Raw genomic sequence first — 23,071 nt, 5'->3', positions numbered from 1 at the left:
TATCGCGCTCACTATGTGATGCTAGCAAATCGTATTGTTCAAAGTCTATTAAAATTGTCTTCGTTTCGGCAAAAATTATGTATTCACCTCTATTGGCGACCTAAATGAGGTAATAAATTTATATCTTTGAGACATAAAGACGTTTTATTTTAAAAGAGATGCCTTCTATTTAAACTAATACACACAGTAGGAAAAAGGCTGATAAACACTGAATTTCGAGCATACAGAAATGAATTTATCTCTGGAAACCTTGTCATTGTTAATGAATAATTCTCCTTCTGTACGAATAATGATCGTTTGATATATCAGCATGATGGGGTGCATTGGAAGTTTCGGGCAGTGATTAGGTTTTGTGTGATAAAAGATGATCAATTGCAATTACTCTTAAAACTAAAATATCGCTTCGTGTCGAATTACGTAAATATATGAATCTGACGAAACCGCAGCTGCAGTCCAATGTTGGATAAAGGGGTATTGCTACCTGTCAAACCGAATGCTAAGCCTGCAGCCGATATCGTTATATGCTGAAAGAAAAAAAATGAAAATGCAGAATCAGATGTACAAGCCGCTTCCTTCCGGAAGCGTTGTGGATTTTTTTGAATTGGCGGCTCATCAAAATGCTGATGGTATAGCTTTAAAATTTGGCTCAAATTCCTACTCTTTTAAAGCATTAAATAATTCTATCAACAAATATGCCAACTATTTACTTAAAAGCGGTGTTCAAAAAGGCGATATTATAGGTGTTGTGCTGGACCGCAGCCCCCAGGTAATAACGGCATTACTGGCCATATTAAAGTGTGGCGCAGCTTATTTACCTATTGATCCCGAGTTTCCGGAAGATCGCATAAAACTGATGTTAGACGATTCAGAAGCGGCTTTTGTTTTAATACATAATGGGCTTTCGGGCAGTATTCATACACCGCAATCAAAACATCTTATTATCGAAGAGTTGGAAGCAGCATTAACGGATGGTGATGTTGCTGATCCGGGTATTAAAGTATCCGGAAATGATCTGGCTTATTTGCTGTATACATCAGGTTCAACAGGTAAACCCAAGGGGGTAATGGTCTCACATAAAAACCTGCTGAATTTTCTGTTGGGTATGAAAGATATCTTCAATACAGATACTCATACCAGGTTGCTTGCCGTTACTACTGTGTCTTTTGATATTGCAGGTCTGGAAATATTTTTGCCGCTTATTTCCGGTGGGCAATTAGTACTTGCCGATAAAGAAATAACCAAGGACAGCAAGGCGCTAATAGATATTTTACAAGTACAAGGCATCAATATTTTTCAGGCTACACCGGCTACTTATAAGCTTCTGTTACAGGAAAAATGGCCTTCTTTGGAATCATTAACATTATTATGCGGCGGAGAGGCCTTGTCAAAAAATATAGCAGATGCGTTGCTGCAGAAATGTGGCCGGCTGTTCAATATGTACGGCCCTACAGAAACAACTATTTGGTCTACAGTAAAAGAGATAACAAAAGAAGATGGTTTTATCTCCATCGGAGCACCTATCAGGAATACCAGTGTTTATATTCTTGATGAAAACCATGCGTTATTACCAGCAGGTACAGAGGGCGAGATATTTATAGGCGGAGATGGTGTCGCACTGGGCTACTACAAACGACCCGAGCTCACGGCAGAGCGATTTATCGCAGATCCGTTTTCAGGTGTGGAAGGCGCGCGTATTTATAAAACCGGGGATCTTGGTAAAGTGCTGGAGAGTGGAGAGTTTCTTTGCCTGGGAAGAAGTGATAACCAGGCTAAAATAAGAGGATACCGGATAGAACTTGAAGAAATTGAACACTATATTTCTAAAATAAGTGGAATAAAAGATGCCGTTGTTAAAGTAGAAGGAGCAGATAGTTTAGAACCCAAGCTTATTGCTTATCTAATTCCTTCAGACCTGGCTACTCTTAACGGCGGAGCCGCAACAAAAAAGGAGGTGGTTAGCTGGCGGAAAGAATTGAGTAAAGATCTTCCGGCTTATATGATTCCTAATGGATGGGTAAAACTGGAAACTTTTCCGCTAACACCCAACAAAAAAGTGGATAGGAAGGCACTGAAATATAAAGAGCCTGAGAATGAATTAAAAACTGTAGTAGAGTCGTCCCGGGAAGAGGCGGTGCTTACCGGAAGGTTGAAGGCTATTTGGGAAACTGAGCTAGGGGTGAAGGGAGTCGAACCCGATGATAATTTTTTGAATTAGGTGGAAATTCTTTGCTGGCTCAAAAAGTTGTCAATATTCTTAAAGCGGATCTTGATATAAAGGTACCCATTACTAAATTATATCAGCATCCAACCATCGAAGCATTTCTTAAGTTTTTAAAAGGGGAAGAAAAGTCGTTACGCAGGCCCGGAAAAAAGAAACGCAACAGGTTTCTGATACAGCAATTGCTGTAATTGGAATGGAATGTAATTTTCCTGGAGTTAACACGGTAGAAGGTTTCTGGGAGTTACTAAAGAACGGCAAAGAAACCACAAGTTTTTTCTCCACCGATGAATTAGATAAGACGTTGCCGGATAGTGTGAAGAATGATCCCTCTTATGTAAAGGCAAGAGGTGTTTTAGAAGGAGTAGAGCTTTTCGATGCTGAGTTTTTTGGCATCAGTCCGCGTTTAGCAGAAATAATGGATCCGCAGCATCGGCTATTTCTGGAAACGTCAAGAAATCTGCTCGAAAAAACCGGGTACCTTTCTGATAAAAAATCAACGGTAATAGGTGTATTTACCGGCTGTGGGCCAAACTCCTATTTCAACAATAATGTAGTAGGGTATAAGAATAAAATAGACATACATAGTATCCCTGTTCTGTCTGTTTCTGATAAAGATTATATAAGCAGCCGGGTAAGCTATCAGCTTAATTTGTCGGGTCCCTCGGTAAATGTAAATACAGCATGCTCTACTTCGCTTGTCGCCATTGCGCAAGCGGTAGAAAAAGCCTGAGAGCCGGGCAATCTGATGCGGCAATAGCAGGCGGTGTTGCGATAACGGTACCGGTAAATAGCGGGCATTTGTACGAAGAAGGTTCAATGTTGAGTGCAGATGGCCATTGCAGGCCTTTTGATGCTGATGCCAGGGGTACTGTGTTTAGTGATGGAGTTGGTGCGGTGTTATTAAAACGATTGAAAGATGCCGAAGAAGATGGCGATACCATCTATGCTGTTGTGAAAGGGGTAGGTATTAATAACGATGGAGGTAATAAGGGAAGCTTTACAGCGCCTAGTGCCGAAGGACAGGCTGCAGCTATATTGATGGCCCTTGATGATGCAAAAGTGAACCCCGCTGATATATCTTATGTTGAGGCTCATGGCACCGCAACGCCTTTGGGTGATCCGATTGAGATAGATGGCTTGAAGCTTGCTTTTGGTAAGCAGGAGAAAAAGCAATTCTGCTCTATTGGATCGGTTAAGAGTAATTTCGGGCATTTGACACATGCGGCCGGTGTAGCGGGCTTTATGAAAACGGTTTTGTCATTGCATCATAAGCAATTGGCGCCTTCTATCAATTTTACCAAGCCTAATCCCCATATCGATTTTCAAAACAGCCCTTTTGTAGTGAATCATACATTCAGAGCATGGGAAACAGAAGGGAAGCGTATTGCAGGTGTTAGCTCTTTAGGAGTAGGTGGTACCAATGCACATGTGGTGCTGGAGGAATATGGTGGTAAAGAAGCAGGGTCAAAAAAACGGTCGATGTAGAACCTCAGTTAATCTGTTGGTCGGCGCACCGTGCGGAAAGTATCACCGGCTATGCTAAAAAGCTGCATGATTTTTTATTGACCGATATTGAAACTGATTTAGGTGACATAGCGTATACCATTAATACTACCAGGCAGGATCTGCCATTGCGCAATTTTGTTGTAGCTAAAACTAAAGAAGATTTGATAGCTCAGCTGGCGCAGCCGGAGCTTATCGTTTCAGCAAGTCATAGCGTAAAAGAGAAAAATAATAGCATTGTTTTTTTGTTTCCCGGTCAGGGAAACCAGTATCCCAATATGGGACGGGACTTATATGATTGTGAAGAGGTTTACAGGAACGCCGTAGATGAATGTGCTGATATACTGGAAACCATAATGAATGAAGATATTCGCGATATTATTTTCGTGGATAATGCGGACGAAGTGACTGCTGAGAAGTTAAAGGATACGCGTTACGCGCAGCCCGCTATATTTACCACTTCTTATGCATTGGCAAAATTGTATATGAGCTGGGGAATAAACCCGGCTGCCTTTGCAGGACATAGCATAGGTGAGTTTGTTGGCGCGCATCTTTCGGGTGTTTTTTCGCTAAAAGATGCATTGCATATTGTTGCAGAACGTGGCAGATTGATGAGCGAATTACCCGCCGGTAGTATGCTGTCTGTAAGAGCTTCCGAAGAAAGAGTGAAAGCGCTGTTAGAAACAGGCGTTTTTATAGCGGCGCAAAATGCTACAGAATTATGTGTGGTTTCCGGAGAAACAGGAGTAATCCATGCTTTTGCGGAAAAACTGACTGCCCAGGGAATCGTTAATAAGCTATTAAGAACCAGTCACGCTTTTCATTCGGCAATGATGGATCCCATGGTTCCATTATTAAAAGCCGTGGTGGAGAGCACCACCATGCATGTTCCTCAAATACCCATAATGTCTACAGTAACTGCAGGCTGGCTCAAAGACGGTGAGGCCACCAGCGCCGCCTACTGGTCCGATCATGCAAGAGAAACAGTGCGTTTTGGCCAGGCATTAAAAAATATTCAACAAGACTTAAATCCAATATTCCTCGAAGCCGGGCCGGGAACCTCGGCTACTATTTTTGTCAGCCAAAATGGCCTTGGATCGAACGCTTTCTCTTCGCTCAGCACAGCTACACTCCTTACGGGAGAGGCCATTGCAGCAAGAGGCGTGCTGGGAAAACTATGGCAACGTGGAGTAGAAATAAACTGGAAAAAGATTTATAATAACAGGGGTTATAACATCGCGCAGAATTTACCAACTTATGCCTATAACAAAAAGCGTTTTTGGATAGATCCTCCCGAACAGTTAGTCGTAACGCAACCGGTATTTGCTGTACAACCTAATACCCATGAAACAATGAGCAATACATCTACAACAACAATGAGCAGAAAAGATATTTTACTGGATAAACTAAAAGAAGTAATAGAGTCGGCGTCAGGCTTGTCTGTGGCAGAAGCCAATCCTAACAGTAATTTTACTGAGCTGGGACTGGATTCACTTTTGCTTACGCAGCTAACAAGCAGCCTGAAGAAGGAGTTTTCTTTACCAGTTACCTTCAGGCAGCTGAGCGAGAATTATGATAGCCTGAATAAACTGGCCGCATTTTATGATGCCAATCTGCCGGCATCAGCGTTCAGCAATCCCGTAACTCAGCCGGTACCTGTTGCTACTGTTGTAAATCCTGTAAGTTCTTTACCCGCTTATACGAATAATTTGCCACAGGCAGGAGGTGATATGCTTAGCATAATGTCGCTGCAATTACAATTGCTTACACAGCAGGTAGCTATGATGCAACAGGGCGTTGCCGGTGGCAATGTGGCAGCAGCCAGCAATTATAGTCAGGCAATGGTGCGAAATACCAGCAATGGCAATGTGAATGGAAATCATACTACAGCTGCGGTAACCACAGAGGAAACAGAAGAATTAACTGCAGAAGAAAAAGTGGAGTTAAAGAAGCCCTTTGGAGCTACAGCGCGTATTGAGAAAAAGTAACTGAAATTTCAGCAGATCAGCAAAAGTATATTACCAACTTCATTGCAGCCTATAATAAGAAGACGGCAAAGAGTAAAGAATATACGCAGCAACATAGGGCAAAGATGGCGGACCCCAGGGTGGTTTCCGGATTCAGACCTTATACCAAAGAAATGGTTTACTCCATCGTTACTAATAAATCGAAAGGATGTTATCTATGGGATATTGATGGCAATAAGTATGTGGATGCATTAAACGGTTTTGGTTCTAATTTCCTGGGTTATCAACCCGACTTTGTGAAGAGTGCATTACTGCAACAGGTGGAAGATGGATATGAAACCGGACCTCAGCATGTGCTGGCCGGAGAGGTTGCAGAACTTGTGTGTGAACTAACGGGTATGGAACGTACAGGATTATGTAACACAGGCTCAGAAGCGGTGCTCGGAGCTATGAGGATTACCCGTACGGTTAGCGGGAAAGATATTATTGTAGCGTTTGCCGGATCTTACCATGGTATTACCGACGAGGTTTTGGTGCGTGGCAGCAAGAAGCTTAAAACATATCCTGCTGCTTCGGGTATATTGGCGGACAATGTTCAGAACATGCTCATACTGGAGTATGGTACTGAAGAATCTCTACAGATTATTAAAGAAAGAGCTTCTGAAATTGCAGCAGTTTTAGTGGAACCTGTTCAAAGCAGGAGGGCTGAATTTGTACCGATAGCCTTTTTAAAAGAATTGCGGAAACTAACAGCTTCGCTCGATGTTGCACTTGTTTTTGATGAAGTGATAACCGGGTTCAGATGCCATTTGGGTGGAGCTCAGGCGCTGTTTGGTATTAAAGCAGATCTGGCAACCTATGGTAAAGTAGCAGGTGCCGGCATATCCATTGGTATTATTGCAGGTAGCAAAAAGTATATGGATGCATTGGATGGTGGTTATTGGGAGTATGGCGATGATTCGATGCCCGAAGTAGGTGTTACTTATTTTGCCGGAACTTTTGTACGTCATCCGCTTGCGCTGGCAACTACTAAGGCTGCACTAACTTTTTTAAAGGCTCAGGGACCCGGTTTGCAAAAAGACATGAATGAAAAGACAGAGCGGTTAGTAAAAAGGCTGGGCCAGATTATTGAAAAGTACCGGGTGCCCATTTATATCGTCAACTTTTCTTCGTTATGGAAAATTAAGTTTAAAGACGAATATCCTTATTATGAATTACTGTTTGCATTAATGCGGTTACGCAATATTCATATCTGGGACCTGTTTCCCTGCTATATGACCATTGCACACACACCGGAAGATATCGATGCTATTTGTATCGCTTTTGAAGAAAGTATCGCTGAGCTTTGCGAAGCTGGCTTCATTCCACAGGGAGAGGCTCAGACAGTGCAGCATGAAGCTGCCGTGAAAATTGTCGACAATTCAATGCCTCCTGTACCTGGTGCGCGGCTGGGAAAGGATAGAAACGGTAATCCCGCCTGGTTTGCGCCCGACGAGAATAGTCCAGGTAAATATTTGCAAATCTCATTGAACGATAAATAAATGATGACCGTAGAAAAAGAAACAACACCGTAATAGACTTTGACCCTTTTGCCGGAGACCTTATTGAAAAAATTGTTCCTGCGATAGAGTCTCAGAAGGAAATTTTTACATCCTGTATTCTTGGTGGAGAAGATGCGAATTTAGCATACAATCTGTCGTTGTCGTTACAATTTTCTGGCAGGTTGAATGAAGATGCACTCAGAAAAGCTATCGTTGATGTACATCAGCGTCATGAATCTTTGAGGTCAACTTTTACAGAAGATGGTGCTCAGATGATCATTTATGAATCTAAATCTCCACACCTCGATTATCAGGATCTGGAAGCCTTAGACAAGACCGCCCAGCAGGATGTATTGGAAAAATACCATTACCAGAATGCGCGATCACCCTTTGACCTGTTCAACGGGCCATTAACAAGAGTGGCACTTTTTCGTTTGAACCAGGAGGAATGGCGCCTTACCATTACTACCCACCACATTATTTGCGACGGATGGTCTTTAGGAATTCTTCTGGAAGATTTGGCCAGGCTTTATAATGCGGGATGCTCCGGATTGGTGCCAGAAATGAAGCCATTATTATTTACGGATTATGTTTTACGCTCGGTTCAATATGAAGAATCGAATGAGTATAATGAAGCGCTTAATTACTGGAGGAAGCAATACGAAGGGGATGTGCCTGTTTTTGAAATACCTCCCGATTTTCCCCGACCGGCCAGGAGAACTTACAAGGCCCACAGAGAGGATTTTGTGTTACCAGCTGAAATAGCAGAAAAAATAAAAAAGTAGGAGCCCGTTACGGAAGTAGTTTTGTGAACACGCTGCTTTCGGTGTTTGAAGTGCTTCTTTTCAAATATTCCGGAAGCGCTGATGTTGTTATAGGATTGCCGACAGCCGGCCAGGCCGCCAAGGAAATGTATGACCTGATAGGGCACTGTGTAAATCTGCTGCCCCTGAGAAGTAATCCTGGTAAAGATTTGTCATTTGCCGACTACCTGGCTGAAAGAAAAGCAAAGATGCTTGACGATTACGATCATCAGCAATTTACCTACGGAACCTTCTTGCAAAAAATTAAGATCGAGAGAGATCCGTCGCGGATTCCGTTGGTGCCGTGGCATTTAATATAGACATCGGAATGGATGGCCAGGTGCATTTCGATAACCTCAATTTCAAGATCATCAATAACAGGAGGGCCGCAGAAACCTTCGAGCTATTTCTCAATATCACCAATTGTGAAGAAGGGTATGAGTTTCAATGGTCTTATAATACACAGCTTTACGAGTCGTCAACTATAACAGGGCTTATGGCCTCTTTTAATTATCTGATAAATCAGATCGTTGAAGCGCCGGAAGCTAAAATCAGCGCATTAAAGATCAGTGAAGCCCGCGGGGTATTTGATCTGTTGCTCGAACAACAGGGAGATGGTATACTGAATATGACGGTGATTGAGCTGTTTGAAAAAGCGGTAAATTCCTATCCCGGCGCTTCAGCCGTTCGTTTCGGAGATCAGGTATTAACTTATACCGAACTTGACCTTGAGTCTAACAGGTTGGCCAATTATCTTCTGTTTAAAGGAATTCATAAAAATGACCGGGTTGCCATAGTATTGGAACGGGGTGTCAATATTATTGTTTCTTTGCTGGCCGTTTTAAAATGCGGCGCCTCTTACATTCCGGTTGACCCGCACTATCCGAAAGACCGCGTGGCTTTTATGATAGAAGATGCCGATGCACAGTTCATAATAACTTCATTAACTCATGTAAACCTTTTCGATAATGAACGGGTAAATACCATAGTTCTGGACGAAGCAGGAAGAGAGCTGGAAAGATGTTCACTTGAACGCCCGGATATAGAATTTGGGCCCGAAACTATCGCCTACATTCTATACACTTCTGGCTCTACCGGTAAACCCAAAGGAGCAATGGTCACTCACCGTAACCTGGCGCATTTTTTAAAAGGTATGCAAAATGCCTTCAACATCACCGCTCAATCCAGGTTTCTGTCTGTATCCAGTATTTCATTCGATGCCTCCTGCTTCGATAATTATTTATGTTTGGTGAACGGCGCTGAACTGGTATTAACCAGTAATGAAATTATTAAAGATGGACAGCTGCTGCTTAATGAAATAGAGAAGAGAAATATTAGCATTATACTGGCAACGCCCATCACGTTTAAATTAATGTTGGCAGCCAGCTGGGATCGGAAAATTCCGGTAACGCTGTTGTCTGCAGGGGAAGTATTGCTACCGGCCCTCGCAAAGGAACTGCTTCCCCGGTGCAAGGCGCTTTACAATGTATACGGACCCACCGAAACCACCGTTATTTGTACGTTGACCAGGATTTTAAGTGATAACCGTATCACAATTGGGGCTGCTATTGCCGATACGCCTATATATATATTAGATGACCAGATGAAACCGGTAGAGGAAGGCGAAACAGGGGAGATTTTTATCGGAGGCGATGGTGTTTCTAATGGATATTGGAAACGGGAAGAGCTGACACAACAACGATTTATACCCGATCCTTTTTCGGCGAAAGCTGGTGCAAGAATGTATCGCAGTGGCGACTTGGGGCGGCGAAAGAAAAACGGGGAGATCAAATACGAAGGGCGAGTTGATAACCAGGTTAAAATAAGAGGATTTAGAATAGAGCTGGGCGAAATAGAATATCACTTATCCAGGTTGCATCATGTAAGAGACGTTGCAACAACTGTTCATGAAGATCAACATGGTGAGAAGAATATCGTGGCATATATTATTTCTGATTTGGAAGAAGGGAAGGATGATAGCTGGTTTAAGAAGAGGAAGTAATTATCAGCTGGGGAAATCAGCTTCGCAATAATCTTCCTTATTTCATGATTCCTTCTTTTTGGGTAAGGGTAAAGGAATTTCCACTTAGCCCGAACGGGAAAGTAGACGTGAAGAAACTGGCGCCACCTGAAATGTACAAAAAGCAGGAGGCTGAACAAACCGTGCGTCAGCGGCCTGATATGACCCCACTTACAGAGTATGAGCAACTCATAAAAGATATCTGGGAATCTGAACTGGGTTTGACCGGCTTATCAATCGAAGATAACTTTTTCGAGTTAGGCGGTCACTCGATGGTTGCTGTAAAAGTGATGAACCGTATTGGTAAGCAAACCAATACTAAGCTTCCCATAGCGTCTTTATTTGAATATTCCACGATATCTTCACTAGCGAAGTTACTCGACAATACTGCTGATTTCAAGCACAGATCTTTAGTTGCTATTAAACAAACAGGGACCAAACCTCCTATTTATCTTATTCATGGCGGATCGTTAAATATCCTTCTTTATAAGGCACTCGAGCCATTTTTGGGTGAAGATCAGCCTCTATACGGTATCCAGGCGCTTGGCCTTGATGGCGATTTAACGCATCTGAGCACTATCGAAAGCATTGCAAAGCGGTATCTTGACGAGTTGCTGGAGCAAAATCCTGACGGTCCTTACATTTTAATAGGCTACTCCTATGGCGGTATAGTTGTTTTTGAAATGGCTAGACAGTTGATTGCAATGGGCAAAGAAATAAGGATGTTAGGTATAATGGATACCAATGTAAGTGATAGAGCTAATATGGAAGAAAAACCGGGTAAGGTAATGCGATTCCTGAGCCGCCAGCTTAAAAAAGCAGTGTTTTTGGTGGTAATTTGTTGCATTCTCCTCGAGAAGTTATTAATTATCAACGATCTGTGCTGAGTAGAAAGCTGAATAAAGATTTTAAAGAGGCAGAAGACGAACAAATTTATGATTACGAGAGGCCGGTAATTGAAGCATATAACAATGCTTACAATAGTTATATTTTAAAGCCACTCGATGTTAAAGTTCATCTGTTCAGGGTTAAAGAGCGTACTTATTTTGTAGATGACCGAACTTACCTGGGATGGATGAGGTATGCCACAAAAGGAGTATCCGTGTATGATGTAAGAGGAGATCATAAGACATTTATTCTTCCTCCACACAACGAACATCTTATTAAAACTATAGAAAAGATAATAGACAAAATTTAATTGCACCTTTAAAAGAATTGTTATATTTATGGCTTTACACCGTTGAAAGAAACCCTCTAAACAAAACTGGTGTAAGATTATTCCTAGGTAATATGACTGCTCAATACCTCATTGTGCTTAAATTTGCTTAATAGAAAAGAATATGATGAAGAAAACAATTCTGATAGTTGATGATGAACCAACCATATTAAAACTTTTAGAGTTTGTTTTATCAAAAGACTACCAAACCGAATTAAAAAGCAATGGGTATGAAGCCATTCGATGGCTGGAGGAGGGGAACAAGCCAGATTTGATTATCCTGGATGTAAATATGCCCTATTTTAATGGTACCGAGTTTTTGAACTCCATCAAGATCAGTGGTATTTTCTCCAAAATACCGGTAATATTGCTTACTGGCACAACTGATACCAAAAATCTCGAAGCTCAATTAAGATTTCCGGTAAACGAAATAATTCAAAAACCTTTTAATCCAACTAAGCTTAAAGATGCCGTCAAATACCTACTTGCTGAACACACAAAACTCTTTGCATCTGAAAACTAATTTTCTAAGTCAGACCGTTGGTATAGCGTATATAGGAAGTGATTTTTTTGATGAGGTAATAGATGAGAAATTTATTTCAGGATACAGGATTGATACATATCCTACTTTAGCAAGTTTCAGAAATCATCTGTCTGGGTCTTCTATTGCTGATGTACCCTACGCGTTATTGATGGAAGTGAAAAATGAAAGCAGCATTTTCAATGAGATAAGCGCGTTGCGTCAAAACGCAATTACTGCGGGTATTATCATTATTTTACTCACTTCTGTTAATAAAACTGAATTACATCAACGGGCGTTAGAAGCAAAAGCTAATGATATTTATTTTAGTCCATTTAACAGTGAGTTGATTCTTGAGCGTATTAATTTCTTAATAAAGTTCAAGCTCATTAAGCCTGATGATGCTTCCAAATTTTCTACCAAAGGCATAGAGTATAAAATGCCCGTTTATAAACGGATGTTTGATATTGCGGTGTCGTCTTTTTTGATCTTATTATTATTCCCACTATTTATTCTGGTCATTATTTTAATAAGACTGGAAAGCAAAGGGCCGGTGGTATATAAAAGTAAGAGAGCTGGAACGGGGTACAAAATATTTGACTTTTACAAGTTTCGTTCTATGGTTACGGATGCCGACAAAAAACTCGAAGCATTAAGTAAAACCAATAATCAATATAGTGCGGGAGAACAAAGCGGCAATGAGCAAAAAGCCTTCGTCAAAATACTTAATGATCCACGAATTACGAAAATAGGGAATGTTTTAAGGAAAACGAGTATCGATGAATTGCCCCAGCTTTTCAATGTTTTAAAGGGAGATATGTCGATTGTCGGGAACAGGCCTTTACCTCTGTACGAGGCGGAGCAACTTACTTCAGATCAGTTTGCAATGAGATTTCTTGGTCCTGCAGGGATAACCGGCCTGTGGCAGATATCTAAAAGGGGACAGGCGGAAATGTCGGAAGATGAGCGTAAAGAACTGGATAATACATATGCCAAAGACAGCTCTTTTTTAATGGATCTGAAAATTATGTTAAGGACGATACCTGCTATGCTACAAAAAGAAAAAGTTTAAAATTGATTTTCTATATGAAAAAAACATGTCTCATAATCTTATTTATCATAACTTCTATTTTAGGAGTAAATGCTCAACAGTCTATTATAAGTGACATCGATAGTGTATTGCTTAATAAATATATCAATCTGGCAGTTCAGAATTATCCCTTAAAGAAAGCTGCTGACGCTACACTTGATAAAGCGAGGATTCAGAAGACAATCGCTGCGGTAGGTCTTTTAGATATGTTTAACGCCGGCTATTTTTACAGTCCTACAAAAAATGATGCCCTGGTAATAATACCTGGCGGTGGTTCAAACGGGTCCAGTAATATTGTTACCCGTGGGTTTCAGTTTGGTATTAGCATGAATCTGGGCAACTTTCTTACTAAACCAGCAATGATCAAAAGCGCAAAGGCCGACTATATTATTGCGCAGGAGCAAAACAAAGATTTCAAAAATGTACTGGTAAATAATGTAAAGGGCAGGTATTACGCATTTTTAGCTGCAAGAAAGATGCTTGAGCTAAGAGCGCTTGCAGCTTCAGACCTGAGAGGCGTCTTTACTAATGCGCAAACCCAGTTTAAAAATAATGAGGTCTCCATAGAAGTCTACACCTCTACTAAAAATTTGCTTGTTGAAGCAGAAGCTTCCAATTTATCAGCCGAGGTTGATTATTTAAAAGCAAAGAACGAGCTGGAAGAAATTATTGGCACAAGGCTTGAAAATGTAAGATAATAACATAAGGAATGAATTTTAATTTTAATCTGAAGGAATTCTTAAAGTACTTAGTCAGGTTTAAATGGCTTCTTATTATAGTGCCTCTTGTGTGCGTTATAATTACCTATTTTTTTGTTAAGCAAATGCCCCGGGAATATCGCTCGGAGGCACTGATCTCCACCGGTTTAACCAGCAGTTTACAAGATGCCGCTTTAAAGGTGGAGCAAAATACCGATTACTTCAAGTTAACCCAACAGTTCGGCAATTTGTTGGAACTGATGAGGTCGAAAAAAGAATTACAGCGCTTTCCTACAAATTAGCTTTACACGATCTGGAAAATCCTGGGGAGGCGTTCAGAAAATACCCGGAGGATGTTCAAAAGCTAACCGCGCAGGAGAAGACCCAGGTGATCGCAGAATATCAGAAGCGTTTGAATGCAAATGCACTTATTTCTATAGCTGATAACGGCGAGATAAAGTTATTTGATATTTTACGGTCTTTCCGTTATGACGATGGCAGCCTGTCGAAAGGCCTGGAAATTTATCGTAATGGGGAGAGCGATTTTATTAAAGTTGTGTTCACTTCAGAAAATCCGCAGCTGTCTACTTATGTTGTTAACACATTGTCGGGCGATTTTATAAACTATTACACCAATATTGTAACCACCAATCAGCAACAATCCATTGCTTCATTAGATACAATCTTAAAAGCGAAGCAAAATGAGATGGTTAAAAAAAACGCCCAATTGTTGAACTCTAGCGCTGGTGCTGCATCCAATGCTGCCAATGCCATGAGTGCCCAACAACAGGCAGATGTGATCAATCAGCAGATCAATGAAGCTGAAAGCCAACGTACGGCTGTTGTACGGAATATTAGTTCGCTAAAAGGAGCATTAAACGAGGTCAACAATAAACTGGCCGGAAGTGGCGGCTATGTGAGTTCCGGCTCCACCAGTTCCGCCAGTAATAGTGATATTGTCAGCATCGACAACCAGATATCTATGGCCAACGCCAGGTATGTCAACAACAATTTCCAGCCCCAGGACAAAGCAACATTAGATTCACTGCAGCGTATCAAATCACGTTTGTTATCCAGTTCCGGAGACAAAGGCAGCTCGTCGGCTGCTGCGGGAATCAGGCAAAGCCTGCTTAATGATAAAATCAGGTTGGAAAATGACCTGGCGGCAGCTAACAGCATGTTAACTGTGGTCGAACAACAATTGGCCAGCTTAGGTCCCAGAAGAGCAGGAGGAAGCGTAGGCCTGGTGAATAATGCCGGGCAGGCAGCTTTAGCCAGAGATGCCGATCTGGCGACAAAGGAATATTCAGATGTGCAGACACAGTTTGAACAAACAAGCATGCTTGCCAGAGCGGGAATTCAATTGAATATTAGCGAGCCGGGTTTGCCGCAACCGCCTAATCCATCAAAAGGCGTTCTATATCTTGGTTTATCAGGTGTATCTAGTTTTATGATCTGCCTGCTTACGTTGTTGATTGTATTCATGTTGAATACAACTATCAATACACCCGATCAATTGAAGTCGGCCACAGGACAGAAAGTACTGGGCTGCCTGAATCTTATTAATGAGGAAAATAAAGACCTCCGCGATATCTGGAAGAATACCGAATCGGTTAATGATTATATGATTTACCGGGACCTGCTTCGTTCTCTTAGATTTGAACTGAATGAAGAGTTGTCTAATGGTAATAATGTTTTGGGTATAACCAGTTTTGCTGACGGAGAGGGCAAAAGTTTCCTGGCAGGTAGTTTAAGTTACGCTTTTGCAATGATGGGTAAAAATGTATTATTGATTTGCGAAAATCACCAGGGCTTAACCAGCCTCGTTACCAACAATTCAAAACAAAAGGAACAAAAGCAAAACCAGGTATTTGAATCATTCCTGGTTAAAAAGGAAATTCAAATTGAAGACAGAATTACGATTTTGAACAGAAACCAGGCTAATAGTAATTCTCTGTTAGAGCTTAAGGATGTTAAAAGCCTTTTTGCCGGGTTTAAAGTTTTAAAAGAAACTTTTGATATCGTTATCATGGACATCGATAGTTCTCAGGAAATGCATAACGTGAAGGAGTGGATGATGTTTACCGATAAATCCATTGCGGTTTTTGGTGCAGGAAATAAAATTGCAGCAAGCGACATGAATTTCCTAAAATATTTGTCTTCCGAAAAAGGATTTTTAGGTTGGGTGATGAACAAAGTAAAAATAACCGAGAATACCTGATAGAGGCGTGGTTTCAGAAAAAACATTATCATGAAACTGGACACCAGTTATTTTAAGTTGACTTTCGGCCAGTGCTTTTTATAATAGCTGCTGTTATCGCGGCTATCTTTATTGGAGTTTGTTTTGCCTTTACGGGTAGCTATATCGTACCCGTGTTGCCGGTACTTTTCCTGGGTTTTGCCGTTTATCTGATAATGGCTTTTAAAGAGCCGTTTATAGGTTTGTTAGGAGTTTTAACTTACTGTTTCATACTTTTCTTTTTTACCGGGAATTTGATGGTATTCCTTATGGAATGGGCATTGAAGCGCTCCTGGTAATTGCCTGGCTAAGCGTTTGGTATAATGCAGATAAATTAGACTTCCGGCTGCTCAATAGTAATCTTGCCTGGATTTTTCTGGTATGGCTTCTGTTCTGTATAGCGCAACTGGGCAACCCTGCGGGCGCTAGTTTCAGGGGATGGTTGCAGGAAATAAGAGGTGTAGGTATTTACCCCATAGCTCTTTCTGGTCTCGGCCTATTGCTTATCAATACCAAAAGCCGTATAAAAGTGGTAACCAAAATGATCCTGGTATTTTCTTTTCTGGGGGCATTATATGGTCTTAAACAAAAGTATATTGGTTTAAGCGCAGGTGACCAGCGTTTCGTTGAGCAATTTCCTACGCATTTAATTTGGGGGCAGTTACGTGTTTTTTCTTTTTATATAGATGCCGGCCAATTCGGTGCTTCAATGGCGGTCATGGTAATTGTCACGCTTTCCCGCGCGTTAGGATGGAAGAAAGGATTTTATAAAACTGCTTTGTTTCTGGCTGTGCCCATTTTTACCATAGCCATGCTTATATCAGGAACGAGAGGGGCTTTTTTGCACTTGTGGCAGCAGCAGGATATGCGCTTATATTAACAAGGCGATACAAGATTATAATAGCAGGATGTATTTTGATGGGACTTTTTGTTGGCTTTTTGAAGTATACCAATATAGGAAATGGTAATTATGCAATTTTCCGATTTAGAACGGCCATCGATCCTCAGGATGCATCTCTAAACCTCCGGTTCATTAACCAAAAAAACTATCAGACTATTTAAGTTCACGGCCACTTGGGGGCGGCCTGGGAGTAATAGGCGCATTTGGCCATGCCTATAACGCAGACAAATATTTGTCAACTATTGAACCGGATAGTTATTGGGTGAAATTATGGGCGCAAACCGGTATTATAGGTTTTACACTTTGGTTTGCATGCTGATGTATCTTTTGGGTAAGGGTACCGGCATCGCCTGGACGATAAAGGATCAAAACTTAAGGGTGATATCAATTGCCATAACGGCGGGCATAGCAGGCATTTTTGTGTGTAGCTATGGCAATGAGGTAATCAATAATATGCCTTCTAATATATTTGTCAATCTTGGATTTGCCATGATATTTAATGCTTCAAAAATTGATAAACAAAGCTCCTGATAGTCTTAATTTAATTATATGCCGGTTCTGATTTTTATAATACCAGGAATACTGTTTTTCCTGTGGGGATTAAAGCGAGGTATCAAATAATTTAATGCAATGATGTATTTCTGGTATATCATACAATTTTTGATTGGTTACAATTTAGTGCTGCCAATTGTATTGTATATATTATTCCGCCTGGCAAAAAGGTCTGGTCAAAAAGCTGCGCCTGGCATCGATGCCTTCAATGCTGACTATGCTATTATAGTTACGGCCTACCAGGAAATAGCTCATATTCCCGAAACGGTGCAATCCATCCTGCGCCTTAAGCATACGAATTTTATATGCTATGTGGTGTTAGATAATTGTTCCGACATTTCTTCATTACATTTTGATGATGAGCGGATAATTTTACTGCGTCCTGAACAGACGCTTGGAGGCAATGTTCGTTCTCATTTATATGCCATGCGCCATTTTAAGCGAAACCATGATTACCTTACCATAATTGATAGCGATAATCTTGTAGATGAGTATTACCTCGATCATTTAAATACTTTCTTTAAACACGGATTTAATGCCGTGCAGGGGTTGCGCGCTGCCAAGAATTTAGATAGCCAGTATGCCTGTTTAGATGCTGCCCGCGATATTTACTACCATTTCTATGATGGGGAAGTATTGTTTCACCTGGGTTCTTCAGCAACTTTGTCCGGATCGGGTATGGCTTTCAGCGTGGCGTTATATGAAGAATGTCTGGGTGGCAAGGATGTTTCAGGAGCCGGTTTTGATAAGGTACTGCAGTACGAAATTATCCGGCGCGGTAATCGCATCGCCTTTGCTGAAAAAGCTATTGTATATGATCAAAAAACTTCAAAGTCGTCACAGTTGGTTAACCAACGCGCAAGATGGATCAATACCTGGTTCCGGTATTTTAGCCTTGGCTTTAAGCTGATCGGGTTAGGTGTGAGGAAAGCTAGTGTCAACCAGTTCCTTTTCGGAATTGTGCTACTGCGACCACCGTTGTTTATTTTTCTTATGTTATCAGTGCTTTGCTTATTGGTGAACCTTATAGTAGCCCCTGTTCTTTCTTTAATGTGGGCTCTAAGCTTCCTCCTGTTCGTGTTAGGATTTTTATTACCCTTGAGAGGGGCAGATAAGCGTATAATAAAAGCGTTAAAACATATCCCGTCTTTTATGTTTTACCAGGTTATTTCTCTTATGCACTCCAGGAACGCCAATAAAAGATCGGTGGCTACAAAACATTTTGAATAAAAGATGGCATCATTATGATTAAAAACCGGGATATCATCATTGTAGGTCAGCAATCTTGGGATACTGAAATTGGCAGCAATTGTAAAAATATTGCTCTCGAATTCAGTAAACATAATCGTGTGTTATATATCAGCACGCCTTTAGACAGGAAGACCCGGTTTCAGCATGGAGATAAAGAATCTACGAAAAGAAGACTGGATGTACTTCTGAAGAAAGCGGAACCTCTCGAATTGATACAGGATAATTTGTGGGTGTGGTATCACGATGTTATGATTGAGTCCATCAACTGGATAAAAGGAGAGTGGCTATTTGATATATTCAACAGGCGGAATAACCGCAAACTCGCAGGTAGTGTAAAAAAGCTATTGCCCTGTTAGGGTTTAAAGATTTTATACTCTTTAACGACGGCGATATGTTCAGAAGTCTGTATCTCCAGGATCATATTACTCCTTCGGTATCGGTGTATTATTCGAGAGATAATTTTTATGCAACGGATTACTGGAGAAAACATGGTATGGTTTGGGAACCACGCCTTATCGCCAAGAGTGATGTTTGCGTAGCTAATTCGGAGTACCTGACACAGCACTGTGCCAAATTTAATTCTAATGCATATTATGTGGGGCAAGGATGTGATTTTTCTTTATTTGTTCCTAACCAGGAGGTGCCCGAAGAATTAGCAAAAAGAAAGCAGCAATCACCTAACGCTCCGGTAATTGGATATGTCGGTGCATTATTATCGGCAAGGCTTGACCTGGCATTGCTGGAAAACCTGGTTGAGGCAAGTCCATCAATGGTTTTTGTTTTTGTAGGCCCTGAGGATGAACCCTTCAAAAATAGTAGGTTACATAATTTGGATAACGCTTATTTCACAGGTTCAAAGCCGCCTGAAGAGCTGCCGGCATATATATCGGCATTTGATGTATGCATAAACCCACAGGTTGTAAATGACCTGACTATAGGAAATTATCCAAGAAAAATAGATGAATATCTTGCCATGGGCAAACCGGTATTGGCAACCAGAACTCAAACCATGGAGTTGTTTAGCGAGTTTGTATTTCTGGCAGACTCTTTAGCCGATTACCAGTCTTTATTGCAAAAAGCTTTAGTACCTCAAACCGAAGCAAGTATAAGCGCGAAGATCGAATTTGCCCACTCACATAGCTGGGAGAATTCTGTTAACAGCATTTACACCGCAATAGAAAACACGCAAAAAAGAAGTGTATGAACCTCTGTCATTTAATTATTACTTATAAAAATGCAGACCAATTAGCTAGGTTGATCAATGCTTTGACCTGCCCCGGAAGTGATATTTTTGTGCACGTTGATAAAAAAATAGACATTACGCAGTTTGAAAGGCTTAAAGAGAAAACGAATGTAACGTTTGTTAAAAACCGGGTCAAGGTTAATTGGGGAGGCTTTAGCCTGATAAATGCTATTACCGCTTCAATAGCCGAAATAAAAGCGAGCGAAACGAAATATGATTTTATCAATTTAATAAGCGGGCAAGACTATCCTATAAAAAAATAACTGAGTTTGTTAAGTTTTTAGAGATGAACAAAGGCAAATGCTTCATCTCTTATGAAGACACCGAGGAGAAAAAGTGGTGGCATGAAAACCTGGTGCGAATCACTAACTACCATTTTAATGATTTTTCTATAAAAGGCAAATATCTGGCTCAACGATTGATAAACACAATACTCCCGCAAAGGAAGTTTCCACTGGATTGGAAATTATACGGGGGAAATTGCTCCAGTTGGTGGACATTGCCTGCAGAAGCAGCTTATTTTTTTGCAGATACAATTACCAATAATAGCAAGCTTAAAAATTTTGCCAAACTCACCTGGGCTCCCGATGAATATCTTTATGCCACTATATTAATGAACTCCCAGTTTAAAGATGATGTTGTAAACGATAATTACAGATTTATCGATTGGTCTGAAAAAAGGCGAATCCCAAATTATTAACACAGGAAGATCTGACTGCTTTGAAAAGTACGCATAATTTTTTCGCAAGGAAGTTTGATACCTTGGTGGATGAAGTTATTTTAGATAGGCTGGATGACTATCTTCAGGTAAACTAATGTTATTGTCTTAAATCACCGTTGACGCTGTAGCTCATTTTTATAATCAATTAGCTCCTTTTGAAAGGGTTACTTTTTGAGCTTCAGCAAAGGGCTTGCAAAAGCAATATCAAAGTTATATTTAACCTGCCTGTAAAATGTTCTCAACAACGATATAAAAAATGAGTTCTTTTGTTTCCAAGCTGTGCGAGACATTGTACTTGGTTCTGCTTCAGAGTTTTTTTGTATAAAAAGCCCGGTAAAATCATTGTAAAAAATAGCCTGACCTTTGTTTTGTAAAAAAGAAATACACATTTTATATTCCGTTACATCGCCTTTAAGGCCTTCCGGATAACGACCGAATTTTTCAAAAAAATCGCTTCTTCTCAAATGCGGGTGGTCAGTATATGCATATATTTTGGTATAGTCGGTAGCAAGAGCGGGAATAGTTATTTTCGAAAACCCCTTTTTGAAATCGGTAAGATAAGGATGGCTATAGTAGGCATAAAACTTGGCCATATCCAGGCTGCGATCTTCTGACATCATATCAAATGCATCCTGCAATGCCTGCGGAAATTTTTCAGTAGCTTCAAAGTCTTCCTGCACATATAACGTATACGGCGTGGTCACTGCATCGTCACCTTTGTTCAAATTTCTTCCCAATCCGCCATTTTTTATGGCAGGAACGAGATTGAAATTGTAGGTAGCCTGTAGCTCCCTCAACTTGTTTGTGTGTACGTCATTACTGCCGTCATCTGAAACTACAATGGCTCCAAAACTACAACCAACTTTAATAAATGATTGAAGCAGGTTTTCTAAAGAAGCGCTGCGGTTATAATGAGTTACTAATAAGCTGATATCGGGAAAATAGTTAGACATAAAAAAACTATTCATTTTTTGAGGTTTTAGTGTCGTGGGGGCATGAGGTGTGAACATTGAGAAAAATCTTTTGATTCTAGTTTTAACCGGTTTGTTAAAGCTTTGCCTAGCCCGCCATCTCTCTGTAATGTTCGGGGACCTGTCCATACACGGGTCTTACTCGTCTTTACCTGCAGTACTTTTCCATAAGGCATCAAGTCAAAACACAAACGTCCATCATCACCCCAAATTTTATAAGTAACATATCCTACTTTCAATCCATATTTTTTACGTATCCCATGCTAATCCCGTAAGCATTCAAATACGGGCGCTTAAAGTGTCTTAATTCTGCAATTACATCCTTCAGCTTTTCAAATATATACAATTGCCACCTCGGATATTTTTGCTCGGGGATAAAGGAGTAACGCCCGTACACACAAACAACGCCGGGTTTGGTTAGGTAGTTCATCATTTCCTCTATCCAACCCTCCGCGTAAATACAGTCTGCATCAGCCAGTAATATGTAATCACCCAAGGCAGTTTCCTGTCCTAGCTGCCGGGCCGGGCCACAACCCTGTACCGGCTGGAAAAGCGCTTTTACATGCAACTTATCTAATGTTTTTTGCGTTTGATCGGTTGAGTTATTATTTATTACGATAATTTCAAATGGATATTTTGTTTTGGATGCTGATAAGCTAGATACGCAGTTCAGGATGTTGGTCTCTTCATTCCACGCCGCAATCAAAATAGAAACAACAGGAGTTGCTGATTGTGTGCTGTCCAGCCTTTTATTAATGGAGTCAAAGACTTCATTGGAGATCTCATCATAAGTGCCAAAGCTATACTTATGATGTTTTACCCAATCAGGATAAGAAAAAATGTAGTGCATCTCACTTGATTTATTAGTTGATTTGACTGACTGTAGCTTTTATGCAAAGCTCAATATCTGCCTAGCTTCTTTCGCACAAAAATAATATTGGTTTAGAAGTAACTTATGTGCAAAGTTGCATATCAAAAATAAACGATAATTAGTTAAGATGGCGCAGTAATTTTAAATCAGATTCTTCTTTCCCGCTCTAAAAATTAATTGTTGGTGACTTGCCATTAGAAAAGTATTATTGCACTTGAATTTAAACAGGATAGTGACTTTTTCAAATACATATATCAGGATAAACAAGCCAACCTGGCGAATCCTACGAAAGGGAAATATATTGTGGTTCTTTTTCGTATTGCGCAGGTTATAAAGCGTAATAAAGTATTGTTTTTGTTATTTTTCTGGTACTTGCTTTTTTACAGGGTGATAGTTGAATGGTGTATGTGTGTAGAACTTTCATGGAAAACCTCTGTAGGTCCCGGGCTTTCTATCTGGCATGGCAGTGGATTGGTAATACATCCTGATACTGTAATAGGAAATAATTTCACCGTTAGGCAATGTACTACCATTGGAATAAAACAAGATGCGAACGGAAATTATTGCTCGTCTGCACCGGTTATTGGTAATAATGTAGATATCGGATGTAATTCAGTAATTATTGGCCCCTTAAATATCGGTAATAATGTAAAAATAGGTGCCGGCACAGTGGTGGTAAAGCACATTCCAGAAAATGCAACAGTTGTTGGCAACCCGGCACGTATTATAAGCTCATCCTGATA

The 23,071-nt window shown here is 40.6% G+C and carries 24 protein-coding genes and 1 pseudogene; 23 read left to right on the top strand and 2 right to left on the bottom strand.

All coding sequences use genetic code 11. The annotated features are described in order from the left end of the window. Positions 1-544: 544 nt before the first annotated feature. The 22 genes and pseudogenes from MKP07_RS31615 to MKP07_RS40200 all read left to right on the top strand — a co-directional run bounded on the left by MKP07_RS31615 (position 545) and on the right by MKP07_RS40200 (position 20,465). Positions 545-2,215 carry a non-ribosomal peptide synthetase gene (locus MKP07_RS31615; protein WP_240852081.1) on the top strand — a complete coding sequence of 557 codons (1,671 nt, stop codon included), beginning with the start codon at positions 545-547 and terminating at the stop codon, positions 2,213-2,215. Between the two features lie 11 nt (positions 2,216-2,226). Continuing rightward, the gene (locus MKP07_RS43260) at positions 2,227-2,409 is read left to right on the top strand and encodes an acyl carrier protein (RefSeq protein ID WP_394803738.1); all 183 of its coding nucleotides are present in this window, start codon (positions 2,227-2,229) and stop codon (positions 2,407-2,409) included. Between the two features lie 5 nt (positions 2,410-2,414). Then, positions 2,415-2,951, top strand: a complete 537-nt coding sequence (locus tag MKP07_RS31610; protein WP_240852080.1) for a polyketide synthase — start codon at positions 2,415-2,417, stop codon at positions 2,949-2,951. Beyond that, a complete protein-coding gene (locus MKP07_RS31605) occupies positions 2,903-3,706 on the top strand; it encodes a polyketide synthase (protein ID WP_240852079.1) in 804 nt (267 codons plus the stop codon). The genes MKP07_RS31610 and MKP07_RS31605 overlap by 49 nt, the downstream gene beginning before the upstream one ends. An 11-nt stretch (positions 3,707-3,717) precedes the next feature. After that, positions 3,718-5,712, top strand: coding sequence for an acyltransferase domain-containing protein (locus MKP07_RS31600; protein WP_394803755.1), 1,995 nt, complete (start codon positions 3,718-3,720; stop codon positions 5,710-5,712). Positions 5,713-5,816: 104 nt separating this feature from the next. Beyond that, entirely contained in the window at positions 5,817-7,232 is a 1,416-nt protein-coding gene (locus MKP07_RS31595) for an aminotransferase class III-fold pyridoxal phosphate-dependent enzyme (protein ID WP_240852077.1), read from the top strand. Between the two features lie 158 nt (positions 7,233-7,390). Beyond that, a pseudogene (locus MKP07_RS41630) lies at positions 7,391-8,355 on the top strand (condensation domain-containing protein). Continuing rightward, positions 8,340-10,037: a non-ribosomal peptide synthetase gene (locus MKP07_RS31585; protein ID WP_240852076.1), complete on the top strand. Its 1,698-nt coding sequence runs from the start codon at positions 8,340-8,342 to the stop codon at positions 10,035-10,037. Before MKP07_RS41630 ends, MKP07_RS31585 begins: the two are co-directional and overlap by 16 nt. 44 nt (positions 10,038-10,081) lie before the next feature. Then, entirely contained in the window at positions 10,082-10,942 is an 861-nt protein-coding gene (locus MKP07_RS31580; protein ID WP_240852075.1) for a thioesterase domain-containing protein, read from the top strand. Continuing rightward, positions 10,936-11,253: a thioesterase domain-containing protein gene (locus MKP07_RS31575; RefSeq protein WP_240852074.1), complete on the top strand. Its 318-nt coding sequence runs from the start codon at positions 10,936-10,938 to the stop codon at positions 11,251-11,253. Before MKP07_RS31580 ends, MKP07_RS31575 begins: the two co-directional genes overlap by 7 nt. Before the next feature lie 142 nt (positions 11,254-11,395). Then, positions 11,396-11,794 carry a response regulator gene (locus MKP07_RS31570; RefSeq protein WP_240852073.1) on the top strand — a complete coding sequence of 133 codons (399 nt, stop codon included), beginning with the start codon at positions 11,396-11,398 and terminating at the stop codon, positions 11,792-11,794. Continuing rightward, positions 11,757-12,863 carry a sugar transferase gene (locus tag MKP07_RS31565; protein WP_240852072.1) on the top strand — a complete coding sequence of 369 codons (1,107 nt, stop codon included), beginning with the start codon at positions 11,757-11,759 and terminating at the stop codon, positions 12,861-12,863. Before MKP07_RS31570 ends, MKP07_RS31565 begins: the two co-directional genes overlap by 38 nt. Before the next feature lie 14 nt (positions 12,864-12,877). Beyond that, positions 12,878-13,579, top strand: coding sequence for a TolC family protein (locus tag MKP07_RS31560; protein ID WP_240852071.1), 702 nt, complete (start codon positions 12,878-12,880; stop codon positions 13,577-13,579). A gap of 11 nt (positions 13,580-13,590) precedes the next feature. After that, positions 13,591-13,881 carry a Wzz/FepE/Etk N-terminal domain-containing protein gene (locus MKP07_RS43255; protein ID WP_394803737.1) on the top strand — a complete coding sequence of 97 codons (291 nt, stop codon included), beginning with the start codon at positions 13,591-13,593 and terminating at the stop codon, positions 13,879-13,881. 86 nt (positions 13,882-13,967) lie between these two features. Then, positions 13,968-15,800: a hypothetical protein gene (locus tag MKP07_RS31555; protein ID WP_240852070.1), complete on the top strand. Its 1,833-nt coding sequence runs from the start codon at positions 13,968-13,970 to the stop codon at positions 15,798-15,800. Positions 15,801-16,092: 292 nt separating this feature from the next. Beyond that, positions 16,093-16,698, top strand: a complete 606-nt coding sequence (locus tag MKP07_RS31550; RefSeq protein WP_240852069.1) for a hypothetical protein — start codon at positions 16,093-16,095, stop codon at positions 16,696-16,698. 279 nt (positions 16,699-16,977) lie between these two features. Continuing rightward, positions 16,978-17,250 (top strand): hypothetical protein, encoded by a 273-nt coding sequence (locus MKP07_RS31545; protein ID WP_240852068.1) that lies wholly within the window; start codon positions 16,978-16,980, stop codon positions 17,248-17,250. Between the two features lie 99 nt (positions 17,251-17,349). Further along, positions 17,350-18,501: a glycosyltransferase gene (locus tag MKP07_RS31540; RefSeq protein ID WP_240852067.1), complete on the top strand. Its 1,152-nt coding sequence runs from the start codon at positions 17,350-17,352 to the stop codon at positions 18,499-18,501. A 14-nt stretch (positions 18,502-18,515) separates the two neighbouring features. After that, a complete protein-coding gene (locus MKP07_RS31535; RefSeq protein WP_240852066.1) occupies positions 18,516-18,878 on the top strand; it encodes a hypothetical protein in 363 nt (120 codons plus the stop codon). Positions 18,879-18,913: 35 nt separating this feature from the next. Then, the gene (locus MKP07_RS31530; protein WP_240852065.1) at positions 18,914-19,726 is read left to right on the top strand and encodes a glycosyltransferase; all 813 of its coding nucleotides are present in this window, start codon (positions 18,914-18,916) and stop codon (positions 19,724-19,726) included. Next, a complete protein-coding gene (locus tag MKP07_RS40205) occupies positions 19,723-20,028 on the top strand; it encodes a beta-1,6-N-acetylglucosaminyltransferase (RefSeq protein WP_262920082.1) in 306 nt (101 codons plus the stop codon). Before MKP07_RS31530 ends, MKP07_RS40205 begins: the two co-directional genes overlap by 4 nt. 23 nt (positions 20,029-20,051) lie before the next feature. Next, entirely contained in the window at positions 20,052-20,465 is a 414-nt protein-coding gene (locus tag MKP07_RS40200) for a beta-1,6-N-acetylglucosaminyltransferase (RefSeq protein ID WP_262920081.1), read from the top strand. 185 nt (positions 20,466-20,650) lie between these two features. Here the strand turns inward: MKP07_RS40200 and MKP07_RS31520 are convergent, their stop codons facing one another. Together MKP07_RS31520 and MKP07_RS31515 are read right to left on the bottom strand one after the other, a co-directional pair. Continuing rightward, complete coding sequence (locus tag MKP07_RS31520; protein WP_240852064.1) at positions 20,651-21,439, bottom strand: glycosyltransferase family 2 protein; 789 nt, start codon at positions 21,437-21,439, stop codon at positions 20,651-20,653. A 253-nt stretch (positions 21,440-21,692) separates the two neighbouring features. Then, positions 21,693-22,307: a glycosyltransferase family 2 protein gene (locus MKP07_RS31515; protein WP_240852063.1), complete on the bottom strand. Its 615-nt coding sequence runs from the start codon at positions 22,305-22,307 to the stop codon at positions 21,693-21,695. Between the two features lie 426 nt (positions 22,308-22,733). Between MKP07_RS31515 and MKP07_RS31510 the strand changes: the two genes are divergently transcribed. After that, positions 22,734-23,069, top strand: a complete 336-nt coding sequence (locus tag MKP07_RS31510) for a serine O-acetyltransferase (RefSeq protein ID WP_240852062.1) — start codon at positions 22,734-22,736, stop codon at positions 23,067-23,069. Positions 23,070-23,071: the final 2 nt, after the last annotated feature.

Origin of the sequence: Paraniabella hibiscisoli (assembly GCF_022512515.1) — a bacterium.
In the GTDB taxonomy this organism is placed as follows: Bacteria; Bacteroidota; Bacteroidia; order Chitinophagales; family Chitinophagaceae; genus Niabella; species Niabella hibiscisoli.
Note: the sequence above shows the minus strand (reverse complement) of the source record. Positions and strands in the feature narration are given on the sequence as shown.

Coding starts and splice junctions, on each gene's coding strand:
- MKP07_RS31530 (WP_240852065.1), top strand. CDS start 18,914: ATGTTCAGAAGTCTGTATCTCCAGGATCATATTACTCCTTCGGTATCG.
- MKP07_RS31535 (WP_240852066.1), top strand. CDS start 18,516: ATGATTAAAAACCGGGATATCATCATTGTAGGTCAGCAATCTTGGGAT.
- MKP07_RS31540 (WP_240852067.1), top strand. CDS start 17,350: ATGATGTATTTCTGGTATATCATACAATTTTTGATTGGTTACAATTTA.
- MKP07_RS40205 (WP_262920082.1), top strand. CDS start 19,723: ATGAACCTCTGTCATTTAATTATTACTTATAAAAATGCAGACCAATTA.
- MKP07_RS31520 (WP_240852064.1), bottom strand. CDS start 21,439: ATGTCTAACTATTTTCCCGATATCAGCTTATTAGTAACTCATTATAAC.
- MKP07_RS43255 (WP_394803737.1), top strand. CDS start 13,591: ATGAATTTTAATTTTAATCTGAAGGAATTCTTAAAGTACTTAGTCAGG.
- MKP07_RS31515 (WP_240852063.1), bottom strand. CDS start 22,307: ATGCACTACATTTTTTCTTATCCTGATTGGGTAAAACATCATAAGTAT.
- MKP07_RS31550 (WP_240852069.1), top strand. CDS start 16,093: ATGGGCATTGAAGCGCTCCTGGTAATTGCCTGGCTAAGCGTTTGGTAT.
- MKP07_RS31595 (WP_240852077.1), top strand. CDS start 5,817: ATGGCGGACCCCAGGGTGGTTTCCGGATTCAGACCTTATACCAAAGAA.
- MKP07_RS31580 (WP_240852075.1), top strand. CDS start 10,082: ATGATTCCTTCTTTTTGGGTAAGGGTAAAGGAATTTCCACTTAGCCCG.
- MKP07_RS31560 (WP_240852071.1), top strand. CDS start 12,878: ATGAAAAAAACATGTCTCATAATCTTATTTATCATAACTTCTATTTTA.
- MKP07_RS31615 (WP_240852081.1), top strand. CDS start 545: ATGCAGAATCAGATGTACAAGCCGCTTCCTTCCGGAAGCGTTGTGGAT.
- MKP07_RS31510 (WP_240852062.1), top strand. CDS start 22,734: ATGTGTGTAGAACTTTCATGGAAAACCTCTGTAGGTCCCGGGCTTTCT.
- MKP07_RS31570 (WP_240852073.1), top strand. CDS start 11,396: ATGATGAAGAAAACAATTCTGATAGTTGATGATGAACCAACCATATTA.
- MKP07_RS31605 (WP_240852079.1), top strand. CDS start 2,903: ATGCTCTACTTCGCTTGTCGCCATTGCGCAAGCGGTAGAAAAAGCCTG.
- MKP07_RS31610 (WP_240852080.1), top strand. CDS start 2,415: ATGGAATGTAATTTTCCTGGAGTTAACACGGTAGAAGGTTTCTGGGAG.
- MKP07_RS40200 (WP_262920081.1), top strand. CDS start 20,052: ATGAACAAAGGCAAATGCTTCATCTCTTATGAAGACACCGAGGAGAAA.